Annotated in this window: 17 protein-coding genes, 1 pseudogene and 1 riboswitch; of the genes and pseudogenes, 5 read left to right on the plus strand and 13 right to left on the minus strand. The window is 72.4% G+C overall.

Going from position 1 to position 21,344, the window contains the following annotated elements:
- The 5 genes and pseudogenes from HALOF300_RS17470 to HALOF300_RS17485 all read right to left on the minus strand — a co-directional run.
- Positions 1-577 (minus strand): annotated as a pseudogene (locus HALOF300_RS17470) (hypothetical protein); the annotation flags it as partial.
- Positions 574-1,227, minus strand: a complete 654-nt coding sequence (gene nadD, locus HALOF300_RS17475; protein ID WP_269455306.1) for a nicotinate-nucleotide adenylyltransferase — start codon at positions 1,225-1,227, stop codon at positions 574-576. The gene nadD and the pseudogene HALOF300_RS17470, both read right to left, overlap by 4 nt.
- A 46-nt stretch (positions 1,228-1,273) precedes the next feature.
- Complete coding sequence (locus HALOF300_RS27080) at positions 1,274-1,429, minus strand: hypothetical protein (RefSeq protein WP_163544798.1); 156 nt, start codon at positions 1,427-1,429, stop codon at positions 1,274-1,276.
- Positions 1,430-1,514: 85 nt separating this feature from the next.
- Positions 1,515-2,861, minus strand: a complete 1,347-nt coding sequence (locus HALOF300_RS17480; protein WP_156742199.1) for a glutamate-5-semialdehyde dehydrogenase — start codon at positions 2,859-2,861, stop codon at positions 1,515-1,517.
- Between the two features lie 90 nt (positions 2,862-2,951).
- Complete coding sequence (locus HALOF300_RS17485; RefSeq protein ID WP_156742200.1) at positions 2,952-3,998, minus strand: LLM class oxidoreductase; 1,047 nt, start codon at positions 3,996-3,998, stop codon at positions 2,952-2,954.
- Between the two features lie 264 nt (positions 3,999-4,262).
- A riboswitch (SAM riboswitch) is annotated at positions 4,263-4,377 on the minus strand.
- A 290-nt stretch (positions 4,378-4,667) separates the two neighbouring features.
- Between HALOF300_RS17485 and HALOF300_RS17490 the strand changes: the two genes are divergently transcribed.
- Complete coding sequence (locus HALOF300_RS17490) at positions 4,668-5,210, plus strand: NADPH-dependent FMN reductase (RefSeq protein WP_156742201.1); 543 nt, start codon at positions 4,668-4,670, stop codon at positions 5,208-5,210.
- Positions 5,207-5,770 carry a flavin reductase family protein gene (locus HALOF300_RS17495; protein ID WP_156742202.1) on the plus strand — a complete coding sequence of 188 codons (564 nt, stop codon included), beginning with the start codon at positions 5,207-5,209 and terminating at the stop codon, positions 5,768-5,770. Before HALOF300_RS17490 ends, HALOF300_RS17495 begins: the two co-directional genes overlap by 4 nt.
- Positions 5,771-5,811: 41 nt before the next feature.
- On the opposite strand, the gene HALOF300_RS17500 is transcribed toward HALOF300_RS17495, so the two are convergent.
- The 7 genes from HALOF300_RS17500 to rplU form a co-directional block, all read right to left on the minus strand.
- Entirely contained in the window at positions 5,812-7,671 is a 1,860-nt protein-coding gene (locus tag HALOF300_RS17500; RefSeq protein ID WP_156742203.1) for a hypothetical protein, read from the minus strand.
- Positions 7,668-8,222, minus strand: coding sequence for a TroA family protein (locus HALOF300_RS17505; RefSeq protein ID WP_156742204.1), 555 nt, complete (start codon positions 8,220-8,222; stop codon positions 7,668-7,670). Before HALOF300_RS17505 ends, HALOF300_RS17500 begins: the two co-directional genes overlap by 4 nt.
- A complete protein-coding gene (locus HALOF300_RS17510; protein ID WP_156742205.1) occupies positions 8,219-9,169 on the minus strand; it encodes a DUF4231 domain-containing protein in 951 nt (316 codons plus the stop codon). The genes HALOF300_RS17505 and HALOF300_RS17510 overlap by 4 nt, the downstream gene beginning before the upstream one ends.
- A gap of 57 nt (positions 9,170-9,226) precedes the next feature.
- A complete protein-coding gene (gene proB, locus HALOF300_RS17515) occupies positions 9,227-10,378 on the minus strand; it encodes a glutamate 5-kinase (RefSeq protein WP_156742206.1) in 1,152 nt (383 codons plus the stop codon).
- The gene (gene obgE, locus HALOF300_RS17520) at positions 10,375-11,871 is read right to left on the minus strand and encodes a GTPase ObgE (RefSeq protein ID WP_156742207.1); all 1,497 of its coding nucleotides are present in this window, start codon (positions 11,869-11,871) and stop codon (positions 10,375-10,377) included. The genes proB and obgE overlap by 4 nt, the downstream gene beginning before the upstream one ends.
- Before the next feature lie 119 nt (positions 11,872-11,990).
- Positions 11,991-12,248: a 50S ribosomal protein L27 gene (gene rpmA / locus HALOF300_RS17525; protein ID WP_154794808.1), complete on the minus strand. Its 258-nt coding sequence runs from the start codon at positions 12,246-12,248 to the stop codon at positions 11,991-11,993.
- 39 nt (positions 12,249-12,287) lie between these two features.
- Entirely contained in the window at positions 12,288-12,596 is a 309-nt protein-coding gene (gene rplU / locus HALOF300_RS17530; protein ID WP_154794809.1) for a 50S ribosomal protein L21, read from the minus strand.
- A gap of 266 nt (positions 12,597-12,862) precedes the next feature.
- Here rplU and HALOF300_RS17535 point away from each other — a divergent pair, with 266 nt between their 5' ends.
- On the plus strand, positions 12,863-13,597 hold the full coding sequence (locus HALOF300_RS17535; protein ID WP_156742208.1) for a Type 1 glutamine amidotransferase-like domain-containing protein: 735 nt from the start codon (positions 12,863-12,865) through the stop codon (positions 13,595-13,597).
- Between the two features lie 90 nt (positions 13,598-13,687).
- A complete protein-coding gene (locus HALOF300_RS17540; protein WP_156742209.1) occupies positions 13,688-15,805 on the plus strand; it encodes a hypothetical protein in 2,118 nt (705 codons plus the stop codon).
- Positions 15,806-15,899: 94 nt separating this feature from the next.
- Here the strand turns inward: HALOF300_RS17540 and HALOF300_RS27385 are convergent, their stop codons facing one another.
- Positions 15,900-19,403, minus strand: coding sequence for a ribonuclease E/G (locus HALOF300_RS27385; RefSeq protein WP_408636920.1), 3,504 nt, complete (start codon positions 19,401-19,403; stop codon positions 15,900-15,902).
- A gap of 429 nt (positions 19,404-19,832) precedes the next feature.
- Here HALOF300_RS27385 and HALOF300_RS17550 point away from each other — a divergent pair, with 429 nt between their 5' ends.
- A complete protein-coding gene (locus tag HALOF300_RS17550) occupies positions 19,833-21,341 on the plus strand; it encodes a cytochrome ubiquinol oxidase subunit I (protein WP_156742210.1) in 1,509 nt (502 codons plus the stop codon).
- The last annotated feature ends 3 nt before the right edge of the window (positions 21,342-21,344 follow it).

A 21,344-nucleotide genomic window follows, 5' to 3' on the forward strand; every position in this document is an offset into this window, starting at 1 on the left:
GGGTGGGGGGCACCGGGGAAGGGTCGGCCGGAACCGGAGCCGCCTGGGCTCGCTCCGCCGGGGACGGGTCCGAGGAGTCGGCCGGTGGCCCGGCGGTCGACGCACCGTCGGTCACGAAGGCGGTCGAGGATGTGTCCGACGTACCGGTCCGTGGCCCGGCGGTGGCCGCGCCGCCGGTGGCGGTGTCCGTGGTCGCCGGGTCCGCGGTCGCCGCAGCGTCACTCTCCGCGCCCGTGGTCGCGGTGTCGGCGCCGGCCGCGCCGTCGGTCGCGGTGTCCGTGGTCGAGGAGGCGGCGTCCGCACCGGCGGCTCGACGTCGCGCTACGCCGCCGGCGGGTGTGGCCGCAGACGGCGCAGTGTGCGCGCTCAGGGCGCTCGTCGCGGACATCGGGGTCGGCACCGGGCCGTCGGGGCCGAGTTGCAGGGCGCCGCTGGCGAGCGCCTCGTCACGCGCCCGCAACTCGCGGCGGCTCAAGGGTCGCTCGAGCCCGGCGGCACGCGCGCGGGCGCGCTCGGCCTCCCGGCGCCGCCGACGTTCGCCGAGGCCGGCGGTCGAGGTGTCCTCCTCCTCGCTCACAGTTCCTCCTCCCCCACGGCTGGTGCCAGCCTCTCGGTGATCGTCGACACGTCCTTGTAGAGCCGGTGCTTGCCGATGTACTGCACCACGCCGTCCGGCACCAGGTACCAGACCGGTTTGTCGGCGATCACCCGCTGCCGGCAGTCCGTGGAGGAGATCGCCATGGCCGGGATCTCATGGAGCGAGTACTCACCGGGGGGCAGTTCCTCGGCGCTCAGGTCGTGTCCGGGCCGGGTGACACCCACGAAGTGAGCCAGCTTCAACAGCTCCGAGACGTCCTTCCACTGCATGATCTGGCTGAGCGCGTCCGCGCCGGTGATGAAGAAGAGCTCCGCGCCCGGATACGCCGCATGCAGGTCGCGCAGGGTGTCGATCGTGTAGGTGACCCCGGGTCGGTCGATGTCCACCCGGGACACGGTGAACCGAGGGTTCGACGCGGTCGCGACCACCGCCATCAGGTAGCGGTGTTCCGCGACCGTGACGTCACGGTCCAACTTGAACGGCTGCGCACCGGTCGGGACGAACACGACCTCGTCGAGGCCGAACTCGTCGGCGACCTCACTGGCCGCGACGAGGTGGCCGTGGTGGATGGGGTCGAACGTGCCGCCCATGATGCCCACCCGCAGTGGCACCGGGCTTGCTGCGATCACGATCCGTTCCGCCGGGGCGTGGCCCGGAAGCCGGCAAGACCCACGATCAGCGGTGGCGCGTGCCCACGCTGCGGAATGCGAGAACCACCAACAGCAGGAACACGAAGATGACGAACGCAACCAGGCCGAACCCGATCGGCGGCAGGCCCGAGCCGGCCTCCTCGCCGTGCTCGACGGCGAATGTCAGCAGTGAGTTACTCATCGACTGGGGTCCTCCTCGGTTCCGCAACGCTCAAGGGACAAGTCTCGCACGTCCGGCAGCCAACTCCGAGACGCCACGGTAGTGATCATGACCGCACGTGTCCGTCGCCCTGCACGATCCACGTGGTCGTGGTCAGTTCGGCAAGTCCCATCGGCCCACGCGCATGCAGCTTCTGGGTGGAGATGCCGATCTCGGCACCCAGGCCGAGCTGTCCTCCGTCGGTGAACCTGGTGGAGGCGTTCACCATGATCGCCGCGGAGTCGAGCTCGGTGGTGAACCGCTGCACCGATGTCACGTCCGCCGTGCAGATCGCCTCCGTGTGGCCGGACGTCCAGGTGCGGATGTGCTCGATGGCGGAGTCCAGGTCCGGCACCACGCGCACCGCCAGGTCCAGGCTGAGGTACTCGGTGGCCCAGTCCTGCTCGGTGGCCGGTTCGAACTCGACACCCTCGCCGACGTGGGCGGCGGTGGCCTCGTCCCCGTGGATCCGCACCCCGGCCGCGCCGAGTGCGCTCAGAGCGCCGGGCAGGAACTCGGCGGCGATCGCCTCGTGCACGAGCAGAGTCTCCAGGGCGTTGCAGACGCCCACGCGCTGGGTCTTGGAATTCAGCAGGATCGCGGTGGCCTTCGCCACGTCCGCTCCCGCGTCGACGAACAGGTGGCAGTTGCCGACGCCTGTCTCGATGACGGGGACGGTGGACTCGGTCACGACGGTCTGGATCAGGCTGGCGCCGCCGCGGGGCACGAGCACGTCGACCAGGCCGCGAGCCCGCATGAGCTCGCGGGCACCCTCCCGGCCGTGCGCGTCGATGGACTGGATGGCATCCGCGGGCAGTCCCACCCCTGTGAGCGCCTGCGAGAGCACCCGGACGATCACCTCGTTGCTCCGGGCCGCCGCCGAACCGCCGCGCAGGATCACCGCGTTGCCACTCTTGAGGGCGAGCCCCGCGGCGTCCACGGTCACGTTCGGGCGGGCCTCGTAGATCATCCCGACCACGCCCATCGGCACCCGCACCTGACGTACGGTCAGGCCGTTCGGCAGGGTGGACCCGCGGACCACCTCGCCGACCGGGTCGGGCAGCGCGGCGAGGTCGCGCAGCGCGCCGGCGATGGCCGCGATCCGGCCGGGGTCGAGGCGGAGCCGGTCGACCAGGCCCGGGCTCATCCCGTTCGCCTGCTCCCGTTCGACGTCATCGGCGTTGGCGGCGATGATCTCCGCCTGCGCGGCGACCAGCGCGTCGGCGAGCACGTGCAGGGCCTCGTCCTTGGTGCCGCGGGTCGCACCCGCGAGCGCGCGCGCCGCGACCTTCGCCCGTTGGGCCGCCTGGACGACGGCGGTGCGCGCCTCGGTGGCTGCCTGCGGTCCGCCGTCGGTCGCCTCGGACGCCGCGCTGGGCGTGGCGGCAACGCCGGGTTCGGTCTGGACACTCATGGGATCAAGGATAGGCCGGGTTCACTCGGTCACCAGGTCGGGTCCACTGGGTGAGCCCGACCCGGAGCACGGGGGCGGACGGAGCGTCGGTCAGGCGTCGGCGGCGGCCCGGCGTCGCACGGTGCGGGCCGTCGCGGGGCGCGCGGCCTCGGCGGACCCGGTCGCGGCGGTCCGGGCCTGGGCGGCGGCCTCGGTCCGCAGACCCCTGGCGGTCAGGGCGGGCACGACGTCCTGCACCAGGGCGAGGACGTCGGTGGGCACCGACGCCGGAATCACCGTGAATCCGTCGGCCGCTCCGGCGTGCACCCATTCGGCCCACAGGTCCACCAGGTCCGCGGCGGTGCCGATCGAGCGCAGCGGGGCGGTCCGAGGGGCCGTCTCGAGGGAGTTGAGCAGGTCCCAGCGGGCCTGGGCGCTGGGTCGGTCCGCGGAGATCACGACGTGGATGTCGACGAGCACCGTGATGTCGTCCGGGTTGCGGCCCCACTCGGCGGCGGCGCGCCGGATCGCGGTCCGGGCCGTGCGGGCCTCCTCCAGGGTGGCCACGGACAGGCGCGCCACGTCCGCGCGGGCTGCCGCCAGTTCGAGGTCGACGGCGTTGCGGACTCCGATCACCACGATCGGGGCACGGCGCTCGGACTCGGCCGGGGCGGAGGATCCGGTGGCCGCCTTGCTGCGGGCGCGGCGCTCCGGCGTGGCCCAGGAGTTGATGACGGCGTCCACGGCACGGGCGCTCGTCCCGTTGACCGGGGCGGCCTCGAGCTGCCAGCCGGCGCGCTCCGCGCTGGCGCGGTGAACGCTGGATACCGCGCCGGCCACGTGCTCGGGGCGGGCCACACCGAGCGGCACGGTGGCCACCAGCGTTGCGGTGCGGGTGTGCCGGGCCAGGCGGGAGGCGGCCACGGCGCCGTCGAGCCAGGCGTCCCGGCGGCGGGGGCCGCCGACGCGGAACGTCTCGTCGAGGCTGAGCAGGTCGACGCCGCCCTTGTCCGCCAGGGACGCGAGGCCTGCGAGCCGGCCCATGATGAAGGACTCGGCCTCGGTGTCATCGGTGCGCCGCCACTCGCGGGGTGCACCGGCGCCGGAGAGGTCGAGGGCGATGAGGGTGGAGTTACGGGTACGCGGGGACTGCGACATGGGTGTTCACGCCTTCATGTTCGAGGGGGAGCCCCGTCCGGTTCGCCCGCGCGGCACGTGTCACTCGTGCCGGCCTGCGGGCCGCCTCGGATGAGGGGTGATGCCGAGGGGCGGAACGCCCGGGGCATCGGGTGAGGGTCGGCTCAGGCCTGGACCGACATCGAACAACAGCACATGGCGAGAGAGATCTGCAGCGGCGTGGTCGCTCGTTCCCTGGTGATGGTGCCCATGTGCGGTGTTTCCCTCTTCTCGAGCGCCTGCGGCGCCGTGCGCTTGCTCCGCATCGAATGACCGGAACCAGGTCGTCACCCGGGGCACCCCACCGCAGTTGGAGGGTTGCCGGTCAGCAAGCCGGGGCTGTGCGCTGACACTCAAGACCTTGGGGACGAGTCTAGGAGAGCCTTTGATGACGTGTCAACAAAACCGCGCGATGCGTACGGGCTCAACATGTCGGGGTGCGATCGGCGCCGTGCAGGTGGCCGAGGTGCCACGGAACCGGTCTGGTGCACCCCGCGACCGGCCCCGCGACGCCATCGACGGACATGCCATCTCGCCATTCGGGATTCCCCGGACGTCCCGGAACCGGGTGGCGGCCCGGCGGTAGCGTCAGGCCAAGGGAGCACGCCCTAGGCACCCGACCAGTCAGATCGCCGAGTTCGGACGGGAACGATGACCACCACTCTCACCACCCTGAGCGGGAACCCGCGTCGGGGCTCTCGCACTCTCGCCGTGGCCGAGGCCGCCGCCACCCGGATCGTCGGTCTGGTGGGTGGGTCAGCCCCGGTCGACGACCGCGTGATCGAACTCGCCGACCTCGCCGGGCAGCTGTTCGCACCGGAGCACCCCGAGGCGGACGCGGCGCTGGCCCGGGTGGCCGGTTCCGACGTCCTCGTCGTGGCGACGCCGGTCTACAAGGCCAGTTACACCGGACTGCTCAAGTCCTTCCTCGACCTCTACGGCGCGAACGGGTTGCGCGGGGTCGTCGCCCTGCCGGTCGTGGTCAGCGGCAACCCGGCCCACCTGCTCTCCACCGACATCCACCTGCGGTCGCTGTTGGTGGAGCTCGGCGCGAGCGTCCCGACCCGCGGGCTCGGGGTGGTCGAGTCGCAACTGGGCACGATCGACGACGTCCTGGACGCCTGGTTCGCCGACCACGGCGCCCTCCTGCGTGGCGCGGTCACCGCCCGGGCGGGCGCGGAGGCCGCGGCATGAGCGCCGAGACGCTGAGCGACCTGGAGCGCCTGCTCGCCGAGCAGGACGAGCCCCAGCTGAACGCCGAAGAGTACAAGCAGGTCTTCCGTCAGCACCCCGCCGGAGTCGCTGTCGTGACGTTCAACGGTCCGGGCGCCGAGGCTGTTGCCCCGGTGCCGGTCGGCTTCACCGCGACGTCCGTCATCTCGGTGTCCGCTGCTCCCCCGCTGCTCGCGTTCTCGATCGCGTCGACGTCCTCGTCCTGGCCGGCACTGAGCCAGACCGGCACCGTGGTCGTGAACTTCCTCGACGGACCGTCCGCGCACCTGTCGACCACCTTCGCGACGAGTGGCATCGACCGGTTCGCCGATGCCCCGTGGCACCGGCTGAGCACCGGTGAACCCACCCTGACCGAGGCGTGCGCCCGGGTCCGGGGCCGCGTGGTGCAGCGGATCCCGGCCGGTGACAGCTACCTGGTCACCCTGCGGGCACTCAGCGCCCAGATCCCCAGGACCGGCTCGCCGCTGGTCTACCACGACCGCAGCTACCACCAGATCGGCGGGCACAGCCGGCTGGCCTGATCACGGCCGAACCGGTCCACCGGGGCCGGAGACCCGGACGGTCAGGACCAGTCCGGCAGGAACGCCTTCGTTGCGGCATCGATCGCGATCGAGTACGTCCAGTCGGTGCGCCGGGTGGAGCCCCACGCCTGCCAGCCCTGCCGGTCGCTGTGCGCGAGCACGGTGACACCGTCCGGCACCCAGGGCCCCGCGATCGGCGCGAAGAACGGGATCGCTCCGACCGCGCCGATGAAGGTCGCCCAGCGCCGGGCGATCTGGCTGCGTTTCCACGGGCCGAGGACCACCATCACCCGGCGGTGCTGCAGGTAGTTCGCCACCAGCTCGATCTCCCACGCGAAGCCCTGACGGACCTCGAGCGGGGTGGCACTGAGCACCACCGCCCGAGCCGTCTGCGCGTACCGGGCCACGTGCTGCTGCCACTCGTCGTTGCTGAAGCTGGCCCGGGCCGCGCCGATCGGGGCGATCCGTGCGCCGGGCGGCGCGATCGCGATCACCGGCCCGGACATCGAGAGCTGCTGGACGAGCACCTCCTCGAACCGCACCTGGCGGAACAGGCTGAGCGCCCCGAACAGGCCGCGTCGGCGCAGCAGGCCCGGCAGCTTCAGCGAGTCCTCGTCGAAGCTGCGCAGGTACAGGTAATGCGGGCGGGTGTCCTGGGCGAGGGCATCCGCCACCGAGGCCGCGCGGATCCGGCGCCCGAACTCGTCGAGGGCGACGAGCAGGGCGATGGCGACGAGTAGCACGGGCACCAGCCAGATCCGCTGGTCGCCGGCGAAGGCCCGAGCGATCGGGTAGAGCGGCCCCACGAGCGGCTCCCACCGCCCGGAGAGCCCGGCCGCGGTGTCGACCGGCCAGCCACCGCTGGCGCCCGCGTACCAGTTCAGGAGCACGTAGATGACCAGGAGCACCGGGAGTAGGCCGTAGGCGATGGTGGTCAGGGCCATGCCGACGCCGCCACGCATACTGAGGCTGCCGAGCCGGGCGGGCCGCACATCCTCCACCGGGTGCGGCGGGATGAGGCGGTACATCAGGGCGATGAGCCCGACCAGGACCGCGAGCGCGACCAGCACGGCGAGCGCCGCCGAGGTATCCCCGGCGACGATCGAGTTCAGTTCGACGAGGGCCAGGAAGCCGGCGAAGAACCAGACGGCCATCCGGATCCGCCGCTTCCACCGGGCGCCCAGCACCACCCGGGTCAGGTCGTGGTACCGCGGTGACGTCGAGCCGGACCGGTACCGGGGGCGGCGTGCGAAGGCGATCAGCCGGAAGGGTCCGACGAAGATCACCCAGATGAACACCACGAAGACGATCGTCTGCACGAGCACGTCGCTGAGGTTGTAGCCGGGGGTGTTGACCCGGTTGTACCCGTCCGCGGCCAGGGTGTCCTGCAGGTCCAGGGCGAACCGCCCGATCTGACCGGCGCACGCTCGGGGGTCGGCCTCGCACGGCATCCTCAGTTCGACGAGCGCGGTCGAGTCCTCCGCGCTGGTGATCCACTGCGACCGGAGCTCGGCGTCGCCCCCGTTCCACCGGACCCGCTCCTCGTCGTCGAGCACCTGGACCCCGGTGACCGGCCGGCCCGGGATCCCCCGCCACTCGGCCAGGCCGATGGCCTCGTCGTCATCGTCACAGACGACGTACCAGAGGGTCAGCTCCTCGCCCGCGCCGGGGCCCTGCCAGCGCCACTGCTGCGCGGTGCCGCAGCCGGGCGCGTCCTCGACGCTCTCGTCGACGGCGGAGGTGAGCAGGAACCAGTCGTCTCCGGGTGACCACGGTGGGTCCCCGGCCGGCGCCGCGGAGGCCGACGGCGCACCGAACGTTCCGAGGAGCACCGCCACCACGGTGGCGGCGAGGCCGAGCAGGACGCGCCGGGTCGGGCGCGCCGGGGCGAGCGACGTCACGCCGGCCTCGCGTAACCGTCCGGCCACACGACGGCGACCTCGATGCCGCCGGCGCGGGCGGCGTCGACGATCTGCGCCGTACCGCCGATGCCGCGCTCGCGCTGCCCGTCCCAGACGGCGATCAGCAGGTCGGCCCCCTCGAGGACGGCCAGCCCGGCCGCCAGGTAGGCCTCCGGGGACGGCTCGGGATGGTCGAGTACGCGGACCGAGGCGGCCTGCGCGACGAGGGCCTCGAACGGCGCCCGACAGTCGGCCGGGAGGGTCTCGACATAGCCGTCGGCGGGCAGCACCACGTCGAGCCGCAGGCCGAGCGACAGCGCGATCTCGGCCGCCAGCTGGTCCGCCCCCTCGGCCAGGCTGCTGACCAGGTGGGCCGGCCCAGCCGGGCGGCCCACCCGGCCATCGGCGTGGCCGACGGCGTGGCCGCCGTCGGTACCGTCGACCTCGTCGACGGCGTACGGGACGAGCACGGCGCGCACGCCCGCCGCGATCACGTGCCGGGCGGCGTCGTCGTAACTCCGGTGGCCCGTGACGGCGATCCTGGCGCTCATCCGACCGACTCGTCCGGGGTTCGGCCCGGCTCGGCGGTGCGCAGCGACTGCCAGGTGGTCAGCTCGTCGGCGAGCACCGCCTCGGCGCGCGCCACGAAGGTGGTCCAGTCCGCCTCGGCGATCCCCTCGCGGGTCCAGGCGACCAGGGTGGCCAGGTGGCTGGCGGTGCGGCCGTAGATCTCGTGCGTCTTGCGGTGCTGGCGCATCTGGTTCCAGGCCCCGAACACTGCGGCAAGAGCACCGAACACGCCGAGCAGGTCGAGGTCGATGATGTTGGCGGCCTTGAGCACGGCGGCGGCCAGGCCCGCGGCCTCGGCGAGCAGCATCGCGAGGAACCAGCGGTCCGCGAGCACGCCGTGCCGGCGGCTCTTGCGGGCGTACCAGGTCATCTGGTCGACGATGCGCCCCGTGATGTACGCGTCCCGGCGCGTGGTGAAGTCGGCCTCGCGCAGGTCCGACATGGCCCGGGTGACGTACTCGAGGTTCTGGCCGTGGGTGGCCAGCGTCACGCCCAGGTCGGCGATCTCGTCGTTCTGCGCCGCCAGGAACATCCGCCGCGCCCGGGGGCCGTCGAGCTCCGGACCGAACGGAGCGCCCTGCACGGCGTAACGCCAGCTGTCCGCCTTCGCCGACTCCGCCACGGAGCGGGCCCGCAGCCAGTGGGACTCTGAGTCCTTGGTGTTCAGGTACACGCGCAGCAGCAGGCTGGCGCCGAAGCAGACGGCACCGAGAACGGCGACGATGTCGGCACCCGAGCCCGGCAGCGGGATGGAGAACGTTCCGCAGAGGGCGGCCAGGACCAGCAGCGTGTAATGCACCCGCATGCCGCGCACGAACGTGGTCTGTGACCTGACGGCCACCTCGTCGGCCGCGGCGACCACCCCCGAGAGGTCCTCGTCACGCAGGATGCCCGGCGGGCGCACGCTCGGCTCCGACCTCTGGCTCATGCACCCCTCCGGCGATCCATCGAGGGCTCAGCCTAATGGCCGCGGGTGGCGACGGTGTCAGGTTCCGCGGTACGGGCGCACCTGCACGAGGTCGTCGCGGTGGACCACCTCGCGGGCGTTGCCGTCCCCGAACCGTTCCCGCAGCTGCGCCGACGTGGCGCCCATCCGCTCGGGCAGCTCCTCTGCGGAGTAGGCGACCAGTCCGCGGGCAACCACGGTGCCGTCCGTGGCGGCGATCTCCACCGGGTCCCCGGCCTCGAAGGCGCCCTGGACGCCGATGAGGCCGGCGGCGAGCAGGGACTTCTTGCCGACGGTGAGCGCGCGGACCGCGCCGTCGTCGATGATCAGCCGGCCGCTGGTGTGGGCGGCGTGCGCCAGCCACAGGCGCCGCGTCTGGATCCGGCGTCCGGTGGCCGAGAACCAGGTGCCGACATCCTCGCCGGCGAGCGCGGCGGCGGCGTTCGCGGCACTGGTCAGGATGACCGGCACCCCGGAGCCGACGGCGATCTGGGCCGCCTCGACCTTCGTCACCATGCCGCCGGTGCCCACGTGCGACCCCTTGGCGGTCAGCTCGATGCCCACGAGATCCGCGGACGAGTCCACGCGGGCGACCCGGCTCGAGCCGGGCCGGCTCGGCGGGCCGTCGTAGAGCGCGTCGACGTCCGAGAGCAGCAGCAGTCCGTCGGCGCGGACCAGGTGCGTGACCAGGGCCGCGAGGCGGTCGTTGTCGCCGAACCGGATCTCGTGGGTGGCGACGGCATCGTTCTCGTTCACGATCGGGATCACGCCGAGCGCGAGCAGACGCACCAGGGCCCGCTGGGCGTTTCGGTAGTGGCTGCGCCGGATCACGTCCTCGACGGTCAGCAGGACCTGCCCCACGGTGCGCTGGTGCGCCGCGAAGGCCCGGGTGTAGTGCGCCATCAACAGGCCCTGGCCCACGCTCGCCGCCGCCTGTGCGGTCGCGAGGTCCTTCGGGCGGGAACTCAGCCCGAGCACGGTGAGCGCGGACGCGATCGCTCCGGAGGAGACCAGGATCACCTGTCCGCCGGCCGCCACCCGGGCGGCAAGCACGTCGGTGAGCGCCCGTAGGCGCTCGACGTCGAGTCGCCCGGCCTCATCGGTGAGCGACGATGACCCGACCTTCACCACGAGCCGCCGGGCCCGGGCAGGGTCGGCGAAGGCCGCCCGGTCGGTGAGCTCCGCCGTCATTCGTCGTCGTCGCGATCGGTCCACAGTTCGGCGCGGGCCGCGGCCTTGGCGTCCATCCGGCCGTGGAACTCCTCCCGCTTCTCGGCGCGCGTGGGCCTGCTGCGATCCTCGAGGCGGAGGTCTGTGCCCCGCGGGGAGGCGAGCAGTTCGGGTCCGGTGAGCAGAGTCGGCTCCCAGTCGAACACGACGCCGCGCGGGCCGTCGCCGATCACGACCTCGTCGCCGGCCACGGCACCGGCCTTGAACAGGCCGTCCTCGACGCCGAGCCGGGCGAGCCGGTCGGCGAGGTACCCGACGGCCTCGTCGTTCGCGAAGTCGGTCTGACGCACCCACCGCTCGGGCTTGTCGCCGCGGACGAGGTAGTAGACGTGGTCGCTCTGCCGACGGGTGACCGTGAAGCCGGACTCGTTGACGGCGCGGGGGCGCAGCACCGTGCGGGTGGGCTCCGGGGCGGGAGCGGCGTCACGTGCCTGCTGCACGATCTCCGCGAGCGCGAACGAGAGCGCCCGCAAGCCCTCGTGGGAGGCCGTCGAGATCTCGAACACGCGCAGTCCGCGAGCCTCGAGCTCGGGGCGGACCAGCTCGGCCAGGTCCCGCGCCTCGGGGACGTCGATCTTGTTCAGGACCACCAGCCGGGGTCGCTCGGTCAGCGGGGTCCGGCCGCCCTCGATGCCGACGTCGCCGGCGTAGGTGGCCAGTTCCGCCTCGATCACGTCGAGGTCGGTGATCGGGTCGCGGCCCGGGTCGAGGGTGGCGCAGTCGAGGACATGCACGATGACGGCGCAGCGTTCGATGTGTCGCAGGAACTCCAGGCCGAGGCCCTTGCCCTGGCTGGCGCCGGGGATCAGCCCGGGCACGTCGGCCATGGTGTAGCGGGCCTGCCCGGCCTGCACCACCCCGAGGTTCGGGACGAGGGTGGTGAACGGGTAGTCGGCGATCTTCGGCCGGGCGGCGGACATCGCGGCCACCAGGGAGGATTTGCCGGCGCTCGGGAACCCGACCAGGGCCACGTCCGCGACGGTCTTGACCTCGAGGACGAGGTCCTCCTCCCAGCCCGGCTCGCCGAGCAGCGCGAAGCCGGGGGCCTTGCGCTTCTGCGAGGAGAGTGCGGCGTTGCCGAGCCCGCCCTGGCCGCCCCGGGCGGCCACGTACCGGGTGCCGGCGCCGACCAGATCGGCGAGCAGGACACCGTTGGGGTTCTTCACGACGGTGCCGTCCGGCACGTACAGCACCAGGTCCTCGCCGCGCTTGCCGGTGCGCATGTCACCGGCGCCCTGGGTGCCGTTCTCGGCCCGCCGGTGCGGGGAGTGGTGGTAGTCGAGCAGGGTGGTGGTCTGCGGGTCCACCTCGAGGATCACGTCCCCGCCGGAGCCGCCGTTGGCGCCGTCGGGCCCGCCAAGAGGCTTGAACTTCTCCCGGTGCACGGAAGCGCAACCGTTGCCGCCGTCACCGCCGCGCGTGTGCAGGACCACACGGTCCACGAAGTTCGCCATGACTGGCTACCTCCTCATTGCTTGGGGTGGAACGGACTGGCTGAAACACCGACGGCGGGGGCGGGGCGGGTTTATGCCGCTCCGCCCCCGCCGGACGTACTTAGGAGTGCGTGGCCCGCTCAGGCCTCGGCGGCGACGACGTCGATGACCTTGCGGCCCCGGCGGCTACCGAACAGCACCGAACCCGGCTCAAGGGCGAACAGGGTGTCGTCCTTGCCGCGGCCGACGTTGTTGCCCGGGTGGAAGTGGGTGCCACGCTGGCGGACGATGATCTCGCCGGCCTTGACGACCTCGCCACCGAAGCGCTTGACGCCCAGACGCTGAGCGTTGGAGTCGCGCCCGTTGCGGGAGGAGCTTGCGCCCTTCTTGTGTGCCATGACGAACCTGCTCTCTTGAAGCTCTACGGGTGGGAGGGGTTACTTGATGCCGGTGACCTTGAGGCGCGTCAACCGCTGACGGTGCCCCAGGCGACGGCGGTAGCCGGTCTTGTTCTTGAACTTGAGGATGGTGATCTTCGGACCCTTCTCGTCCCGAACGATCTCCGCCGTCACTGTGATCTTCTTCAGGTCGGCGGCCTCGGAGGTCACCTTGTCCCCGTCGACGAGCAGGATGGGCTCGAGTTCGACCGAGTCGCCCTCGGCCCCCTTGAGACGGTCCACGACGACGACGTCACCGACGGACACCTTCTCCTGTCGGCCGCCGGCCTTGACGATCGCGTACACCACGTTTCCTGCTCATCTCTGTCGTCACAACATGTCTGGGTTCCCGCGCCGGGCAGCCATCTCGGGCCAACTGGCCAGCGAAGATGTCCGCTGCTCGCTTGCTCGCGCCGCGAGAGGCGCGCACCACGGGACACGGTGCACAAGCACCGACGCTCAAGATTACGCGAGAGGGGCCCTGGGAGCAAACCACCGGCGTGTGAGTTTCGCCATGACCCGGATGCGGCAGGATGACACCGCGCCCGAACCGCCGATCCGAAACCGGAGCCACCATGCCCGCCGATTCTCCCACGATCCTGGCCACGTCCGGTGGCTACCGTCCGGGGCACCGGGTCCGCTTGGAGTTCGGCGCCCTGGTGCACCACGCCGTCGACCTCTCCGGCGCATCCGGCCGCGCACCCCGGGTCAGCTACCTCGGCACGGCCGGGGGCGACCAGGACTGGCGGGCCGCGAGCATGCACGACGCGGCGCGGGTGGCCGGCTTCGACCTCACCGTCGTGCGGCTGTTCACCATGCCGAACCTGGACGACGTCGAAGGTCACCTGCTCGAGGCCGACGTGGTCTGGGTGGACGGCGGGTCGGTCGCGAACCTGCTCGCGGTCTGGCGGGTGCACGGCCTCGACGAGATCATGCGCAGGGCCTGGGCGGCCGGGGTGGTGCTCGCCGGGGTGAGCGCCGGCTCGATCTGCTGGTACGCCGGCGGCACCACGGACTCCTTCGGCCCCGAGCTGCGCGCGGTGACCGACGGTCTCGGACTGCTCCCCTACGGCAGCGGCGTGCACTACGACGGCGAGTCCCGCCGTCGTCCCCTCGTGCACGCACTCGTGGCGGACGGCACGCTCGGCGAGACCCACTGCACGGACGACGGCGTCGGCCTGGTCTATTCGGGGACCCGCCTCGTCGAGGCGGTCACCGAGGCGCCCGGCAAGGGTGCGTACGTGGTGCGGCGCGAGGCCGACGGCCGCGTGCGCGAGGATCGCATCGAACCGCGGCTGCTGGCCGGCTGAGCCGCCCGCGGGGCCGGTGGCGCCCGCGGGGACAGACCTGCCCATCGGCCCCGGCCGGTGGCCGGTGGCGGGCGACTAACCTTGGACGCAATGACCCTCCAGTCCCCGACCGCGCCGGTGCCCCCGAAGCGGCGTGTGCAGCCCGCGGCTCCCCGCACCCCGAGCCAGCTGCTGCTGGCCGCCGGCGGCGACCCGTTCGAGCACGCCCGCGCGACGGTGGACTCGGCGCTCGGCGCAGCCCGCGAACTCCTTGGCTTCCTGCCGCAGGAGCAGGAGCAGCTCCGGCAGCGGTTCACCACGATCGCCTCGATGCTCGAGGCGGACCGCCGGATGCTCGCCGACTGGCGACTGATGCTGACCGAACAGCAGATCCTCGGTTCCGTGACGCCACCCACCTGGGGTGAGTACGCGACGCTTGCGGGCGCACCGGCCGGCCGGACACCGGTCGACCCGGACGCCCGGGCCGAACCGGTTTACGGCTTCAACGCGGTGCTCGGGCACGTCGGCGGGGCGCTGAAGTCGGCCACCGACGCGCTCGCACAGTTCGGCGGGCAGATCGGTTCCTCCCGCCGGTTCCTGCTCGCGGGCAACGTGGCCACCGCAGCGGCCGGTGTCGAGCATCTAGCCGCCATGTTCACCGCGGCGATGTGGGACTACGAGCGACCGGCCATGCCGACGTTGCCGGCCCGATCCGGGCGCATCGAGCTGCGCGCGTCGCCCCGGGCGCGGCCGCAGACCAGGTGGGCCCGGTACGCCCGCGTGATGTTCGTGGCGGACCGGGTCGAGTTCACCACCGCGCAGGGTCGGCGGGTGATCGGCACGGACACTCCGATCGCGTACCTGCTGCACGTCGCACCGCCGTCCCCGGTGGATGTGCTGGCCCCCTACGACCCGGCTGAGCGGTACGCCCGGGTGCCGCTCTACGACGCCCTCGGCGCGGTGCACTTCTGCAACGAGGCGGGCCTCAGCATGGGGGCGATCGCCGTCGCGGACTGGCTCGTGCAACCCGAGGCCACTGTGGCCCAGTCCTGGTCGATGGCCCCCGGCGCCGAGTACCTTCGGGCCCACGCCCGCCTGGTCTGGGCTTTGCAGGCGACCGGCGTCACCGCCGGGGCGGCCACCCTGCGCGTGCCGATCAGACGCGGCGTGGCGCACCCACCGATGGCGGAGCCGGACCGGGTTCGGCCCAAGACGAAGACCGGCACCACCGGACTGGCGACGCCGACCAACCCGGCCGCCACCCCGATCGACGTGGTGGCGGACCTGATCCGCCCGGCGCCGCATCTGCTCCCCTACCGCGGTACCGGAGCCCGGCCGGCCGATGCCTACCGCCGCCGCGCCAAGCGTGGCAACACCCTGAACAAGGACACCGGCCCGGCGTCGCCGCTGAACGGGGTCCTCCGGTGGCCGGCCCTGACCGCGATCATCATCGGCGGCCTCGGATCGGCGTACCTGCTCGCGAACACCTGGTGGGTGCGCACCTGCGTCGTCCTGATGTTCGCGGCCGTGCTCGAACCCTGGCTCTGGTGGCTCTGGGCCTGGTTCCGTGACCATGACTTCCGCCGGATGAAGGCCGTGTACCGGCCTGGGTCCGCACCGGGCAGGACCTTGCGGTTCGCGCGGCGGGCGGCCCTGCTCTACGACGGCGCGAACGTCGGCATCCGCAGCGCCACCGGCCACGAGGCCTGGCTCGCCGCGTCGTCCGACTCCGACCTCGGGTTGGTCTCCCTGCAGCGGCTGATGCACGAGGGGCAGGCCTGGGCGTTCGCGCTGACCGACCGCTGGGGACACTGGCGCGCCGTGCTGCCGGCGCAGGACTGGGCACCCGGGGGCGACCTCAGCGGCCTGGCGGGCTTCGCCCAGACCGCCGGCCTCGAGCTCGGGGACACGACCGCCGCGCCGTTCCCGGTGACGAACGACCCGCTGGACGAGTCGTCGGGGTTCGCAGCGATCCGGTCGACGGGACCGCGCACCCGGGGCATGGTGATGCTAGGGATCTACGCGCTCTCCGTGGCCCCGCTGACCCTGCTCGGCGCCCGCACCGCCACGTTCATGCTGTTCCTGGTGGCCGCGATCGCGCTTACGCCCACGTTCCTGCGCTATGTCTGGAACCGGTGGCTGGACCGGCGCCCCGCACCCAAGGGTGCCCATGCGGACCCGCGGACCGCCGAGCCGGCGCGGATGGGTACCGCGAACACCGGGGTCTGACGGCCCTGCCCTCCGCGTCGGCACGCGCGCCCGGCCGCCAGACGACCGTGGGGCCCCGATGCGGGGCCCCACGGTCGTCTTCAGCCGTTCGTGCTCAGCCGGCGTCGGGACCGTCCGTCGCGGAGACCTCGGTCTCGGGCGCTGGTGCCTGCTCCTGCCGAGCGTGGGTCGCCGGTGCCGCGAGGGCGTCGTAGCTGCCCTCGACCAACCGCACCTGGACCGGCTCGTCGCTGCCGTTGCCGAGCAGGGCGCCGTCCACGGAGGCCACCTCGGCGGCAGCTGCCTCGAACTGGGCCGAGCTCGAGGAGTCCCTGCCGATCCCACGTGCCAGGGCGTCGAGCCGCTCCCCGACCGTGCGGTCCGGGATCGGCAGACGCGGGAGCAGGCCGAGGCTCGCGCCCGTGGTCTCCGCCGGCGCCGCGTCGGCCTCGGTGTGGGAGTCGACCGCGGGTTCGCCGTCGAGCGCGGGCGCGTGCGGCCCGTCGCCGTCGTGGTCCTGCGGGTGCCCGTGCTCCTGGTCGTGGGCGTGGGCCGCCGCGGCCGCGATGGTAGCCAGGGTGGCGCGCACCGCGGCGCGCTGCTCCGGGTCGACCTCCGGCTCCGGAGCGGCTGCGGGTGCCGGCTGGCGGTTGTCTCCACCGTTGCCACCGGCGCTGCCGCTGCGGCGGTTGCCCCGACGGCGACCGCCGCGGCTCTCCTCGGGTTCCGGCTCGCTCGGCCCGTCGTTCTCGACCGGTTCGGCGTGGACGATGAACCCGCGGCCGTTGCAGTGCTCGCAGGTCTCGCTGAACGCCTCGACCAGGCCCTGGCCGACCCGCTTACGGGTCATCTGGACCAGGCCGAGCGACGTCACCTCGGCAACCTGGTGACGGGTGCGGTCACGGCCGAGGCACTCGGTCAGACGGCGCAGCACAAGGTCCCGGTTCGCCTCGAGGACCATGTCGATGAAGTCGATGACGATGATGCCGCCGATGTCGCGCAGCCGGAGCTGACGCACGACCTCCTCGGCCGCCTCGAGGTTGTTCCGGGTGACGGTCTCCTCGAGGGTGCCGCCGGATCCGGTGAACTTCCCGGTGTTGACGTCCACGACTGTCATGGCCTCGGTCCGGTCGATCACCAGGGATCCGCCGGAGGGCAGGTAGACCTTGCGGTCCATGCCCTTGGCGAGCTGTTCGTCGATCCGGTGCGCCGCGAACACGTCCTTGTTCTCGACCCAGTGGTGCAGGCGGGGTGCCAGGTCCGGGGCCACCGAGGAGACGTACTCCGAGATGGTCGACCACGCCTCGTCACCGGAGACCGTCAGCGAGGCGAAGTCCTCGTTGAACACGTCCCGGACCACGCGGGTGGCCAGCTCGGGCTCACCCTTGAGCAGCACCGGCGCCGTGACCGACTTGCGCGAGGTCTTGGTCTCGATGTCCGCCCACTGCTTGGTGAGCCGCTCCACGTCGTTGCGCAGTTCCTCCTCGCTGGCGCCCTCCGCCGCGGTGCGTACGATCACGCCCTGGCCGTCGGGGACGATCTCCTTGAGGAGCTTCTTCAGCCGAGCCCGCTCGGTGTCCGGAAGTTTGCGGGAGATCCCCGTCATCGCCCCCGACGGCACGAGCACCAGGTACCGGCCCGCGAGGGTGATCTGTGACGTCAGCCGGGCGCCCTTGTGCCCGATCGGGTCCTTGGTGACCTGCACCAGGACGGAGTCGCCGGAGGACAGTGCCTGCTCGATCCGGCGCGGCTGTCCCTCGAGCCCGGCAGCGTCCCAGTTCACCTCACCGGCGTACAGCACGGCGTTGCGGCCCTTGCCGAGGTCGATGAAGGCCGCCTCCATCGACGGCAGCACGTTCTGCACGCGGCCGAGGTAGACGTTGCCGACCATCGAGGTCTGGGTCTTGCGGGCCACGTAGTGCTCCACCAGGACGTTGTCCTCGAGCACCGCGATCTGGGTGCGGCCGTCCCGCTCACGCACCACCATGGCACGCTCGACCGACTCCCGGCGGGTCAGGAACTCCGCCTCGGTGATGATCGAGCGACGGCGGTTCGAGTCGCGACCGTCGCGGCGCCGCTGGCGCTTCGCCTCCAGCCGGGTGGAACCCTTCAGTGCGGTGACCTCGTCGCGGGCGGCGCGGGCGCCGTCATCCGAGCGGGAGCCACCGCTGCTACCGCTGCCGCCTCGGCTGCGGCGACGACGACGTCGGCGTGAACCGCCCTCGGAGCCGTCGCCACCGTCGCCGTCCTCATCGCCCGGGTCGGCGTCCTGCTTGGCGTCGGTATCGGACTCGATGTCCTTGGCCGCCTCGTCCTTCGCGCCGTCGTCCTGGGGCTCCTCGCCGGTGGCTGCGTCGTCGTCCTCGGTACCGTCGTCGCCGGCGTCGGAGTCGGAGTTCGCCGGTCGGCGGCGGCCCCGCCCCCCGCGGCGGCGACGGCGGCGGTTCGGCGCGCCGCCGTCGTCACCGGAGGCGTCCGTGGCGCCGTCCGTCTCCTCGGTGTCGTCGGACGCGTCCTCGACCGGTGCAGCCGGTTCGTCCGCGACCCGACGGGTGCGCGCGGGCCGCTCCTCGCGGGGCTCCGGCGGGCCTGCCGGGGCGGCGGCACGGCGGCTGCGGCGGGCGACGTCCGGCGCCTGGAACAGCAGGGCGGTGGCGGGCAGACGCGGGGACTCGTCGTCCGACTCGTCGTCGCCCAGTTCGTCGTCGGCCAGCGTGCCGTCGACGTCCGTCTCGTCCTCGTCGTCGGTGTCCTCGATGCCCGGGCCGGCGTGACGGTCCCGCTCGGGCACGTCGATGTCGACCGTGGCCAACTCCGCGGGCGCCTCCTCGTCGGCGTCGACGTCCTCGCGGTCCACGCCGAAGGCAGCGAACACGTCGAGGGTGGGCGCGGGGGCGGGAGCACCGGCCGCGGCCCCGGCCCGGCGTGAGCGTCGGGCCCGCTTGGGCGCCTCGGCCTGGGTCCGAGTGGCCTCGCCGGCAGGTGCCGCCGCCTGGACGGCGTCGGCGGCCTCGACCTCGGCGGCCTGCGCTGCACCGGTGTCGGCCTGCTCGGAACCGCCCGTCGCCTCGGTGGAGTCGGAGCCGGGGTCGGCCTTCTTCCGCGACCGGGAGCCGGCCGACCTGCGCTTCTTCGGTGCCGGCTCGGCGTCCGACGGCGTCCCGGCGTCCGCGGCTGCGTCACCCTGGGCCTCGGTCACCTCGGTCGCCGTCTCCGCGGCTTGAGTTTCCTCGGCGACCTTCTTCTTGCGCGGGCTGCGCTTGCGAACCGGCTTGGCCGGGGCGTCCGCCTCGGCTACGGGGCCGGCGGTACCCTCGGTGCCGGCAGTGCTTTCGGTGCCCCCGCTGCGCTCGGCGCCGTCGTTCGGGAGCGAGCCTGCGCCGTCGGCGGTCTCCGGCCCGGGTGACCCGGCGCCGCCGGAGGATGCCTGCGCGACCTGCGCGCCGCCGTCGGCCGTCTGTGCGGCCTCCGCCGCCGCGGCCGCTGCGTGCTCCTCGGGGGTCATCACCGGCCGGGTCGCGCGGCGCGAGCGGCGCCGGCGCGGCTGCTCGGTGGTGGCGACCTCGGTCGGCTCCGTTGCCGTGGTCTGTTCGTTGCTGAAGCTGTCGTTCTCGGTCACGGGTCGTGCTCCCGGTGCCCCGGTGCCCCAGCCATACCCGCCTGGCGCCCTAGGGCGGTTCGTCGGCGTCACCCCGCGGGGTGGCCGTCAGAAAGTCGTGTGTGCCTCAGGCCTCGCGAGTTCTCGCGTCGACCGTCCGCCGATTCCATCACGCACCATGTGGGCACGTTCTCCGGGTGGTCGGTCCTGGCCCGCGCCTTGCCTGGTGGCGGCGCGTGTTCCACAACCCCAACTACCTTTGCCGATGTCCTCGGGCTCACCGGCAGGTATGGGACTGACCGGCTCGCCGCGGCAAGTATCGCACAGGCCCTCCGCGGGGGGAGGTGACACGCCGTCATGACACGGGACCTTGGTCCCAGGTCGGCGGCAGGGCCGCGCCTAGCGTCTTGTCTACCGCGCACCTCGCTCCCCAGAAGGATGGCCCCACCGGTGGAAGCACTCGACGTAGCCCGTTGGCAGTTCGGCATCGTGACCGTCTACCACTTCATCTTCGTGCCACTGACGATCGGTCTGGCGCCGCTGGTGGCGATCATGCAGACGATCTGGACCTTCACCGGCAAGGAGAACTGGTACCGGCTCACGAAGTTCTTCGGCAAGCTCCTGCTGATCAACTTCGCGATCGGCGTGGTCACCGGGATCGTCCAGGAGTTCCAGTTCGGGATGAACTGGAGCGAGTACTCCCGGTTCGTCGGCGACGTGTTCGGGGCGCCACTGGCCATCGAGGGCCTGGCCGCGTTCTTCGTGGAGTCCACGTTCCTCGGCCTGTGGATCTTCGGCTGGGACCGGCTGCCCAAGAAGATCCACCTGGCCTGCATCTGGGCGGTCGCGATCGCGACGAACGCCTCCGCGTTCTTCATCCTCGCCGCCAACTCGTGGATGCAGCACCCCGTCGGGGCGATCTTCAATGAGGAGACCGGGCGCGCCGAGATGGTCGACTTCGGCGCGGTGCTGACCAACAACACCCTGGTCGCCGCGTACTCCCACACCGTCGCGACGTCGCTGCTGGTGGCCGGGACGTTCGTCGCAGGCGTGGCCGGATGGCTGCTGGTACGCGCCGCCCGGAACTCCCAGAAGGACCTCGCCCGGAGCGTTTACCGGCCTGCCGCCCTGCTCGGGCTGGCCACCATCGTGATCGCCGGCGCCGGGGTGGTCGTGAGCGGCGACTACCAGGGCAAGCTCATGTATGAGCAGCAACCGATGAAGATGTCCTCGGCGGAGGCCCTGTGTGAGGGCGAGAACGGCGCGGACTTCTCCCTGCTGACCATCGGGGACCTGTCCAACAGCTGTGAGGGCGTGCAGCACATCCTCACCATCCCCGGCGTGACCAGCTACCTCGGCACCGGCGACTTCGACGGCTACCTGCCGGGCGTGGAGGACCTCCAGGAGCAGTATGCCGAGCAGTACGGCGAGGATGTCGACTACCGCCCGAACCTGGCCCTGACGTACTGGTCCTTCCGGCTCATGATCGGTTTCGCGGCCGGGTCGGCGGCGCTGGCCCTGGTGGGGCTGTGGCTGCTGCGGCGTGGCCGGATCACGGACTCGAAGTGGTTCGGGCGACTGTGCCTCGTGGCCATCCCGATGCCGTTCATCGCCGCCTCGTTCGGGTGGATCTTCACCGAGACCGGGCGCCAGCCCTGGGTGGTGGCCCCGAACCCGACCGGCGTGGATCTGGTCTGGATGCTCACCGCGGACGGTCTGTCCACGACGGTGCCGGTCGGCGAGGTGCTCGCCTCCCTGATCACGTTCACCGTGCTCTACACGGTGCTCGCGGTGGTCTGGTTCACGCTGATGCGCCGGTACGCCGCGACCGGGGTGGCACCGGCCACCGGCGACACTGCGGCCGCTCCCGACGCTCCCGACTCCGACGGGTCCGATGATCCCGACGGCACCGGAAGCGCCGAGGATCCCGAGTCCCAGCCCCTCTCGTTCGCGTACTGAGTC

The sequence above is a fragment of the Occultella aeris genome (assembly GCF_902703175.1).
Classification (GTDB): domain Bacteria; phylum Actinomycetota; class Actinomycetes; order Actinomycetales; family Beutenbergiaceae; genus Occultella; species Occultella aeris.

Excerpts from the sequence above, each read along its gene's own strand:
- HALOF300_RS17505 (WP_156742204.1), bottom strand. The coding sequence starts at position 8,222 with ATGAGCGCCAGGATCGCCGTCACGGGCCACCGGAGTTACGACGACGCC.
- HALOF300_RS27080 (WP_163544798.1), bottom strand. The coding sequence starts at position 1,429 with ATGAGTAACTCACTGCTGACATTCGCCGTCGAGCACGGCGAGGAGGCC.
- HALOF300_RS17480 (WP_156742199.1), bottom strand. The coding sequence starts at position 2,861 with ATGAGTGTCCAGACCGAACCCGGCGTTGCCGCCACGCCCAGCGCGGCG.
- HALOF300_RS17540 (WP_156742209.1), top strand. The coding sequence starts at position 13,688 with ATGACCCTCCAGTCCCCGACCGCGCCGGTGCCCCCGAAGCGGCGTGTG.
- rpmA (WP_154794808.1), bottom strand. The coding sequence starts at position 12,248 with ATGGCACACAAGAAGGGCGCAAGCTCCTCCCGCAACGGGCGCGACTCC.
- HALOF300_RS17485 (WP_156742200.1), bottom strand. The coding sequence starts at position 3,998 with ATGTCGCAGTCCCCGCGTACCCGTAACTCCACCCTCATCGCCCTCGAC.
- HALOF300_RS17535 (WP_156742208.1), top strand. The coding sequence starts at position 12,863 with ATGCCCGCCGATTCTCCCACGATCCTGGCCACGTCCGGTGGCTACCGT.
- HALOF300_RS17510 (WP_156742205.1), bottom strand. The coding sequence starts at position 9,169 with ATGAGCCAGAGGTCGGAGCCGAGCGTGCGCCCGCCGGGCATCCTGCGT.
- proB (WP_156742206.1), bottom strand. The coding sequence starts at position 10,378 with ATGACGGCGGAGCTCACCGACCGGGCGGCCTTCGCCGACCCTGCCCGG.
- HALOF300_RS17490 (WP_156742201.1), top strand. The coding sequence starts at position 4,668 with ATGACCACCACTCTCACCACCCTGAGCGGGAACCCGCGTCGGGGCTCT.
- obgE (WP_156742207.1), bottom strand. The coding sequence starts at position 11,871 with ATGGCGAACTTCGTGGACCGTGTGGTCCTGCACACGCGCGGCGGTGAC.
- HALOF300_RS17495 (WP_156742202.1), top strand. The coding sequence starts at position 5,207 with ATGAGCGCCGAGACGCTGAGCGACCTGGAGCGCCTGCTCGCCGAGCAG.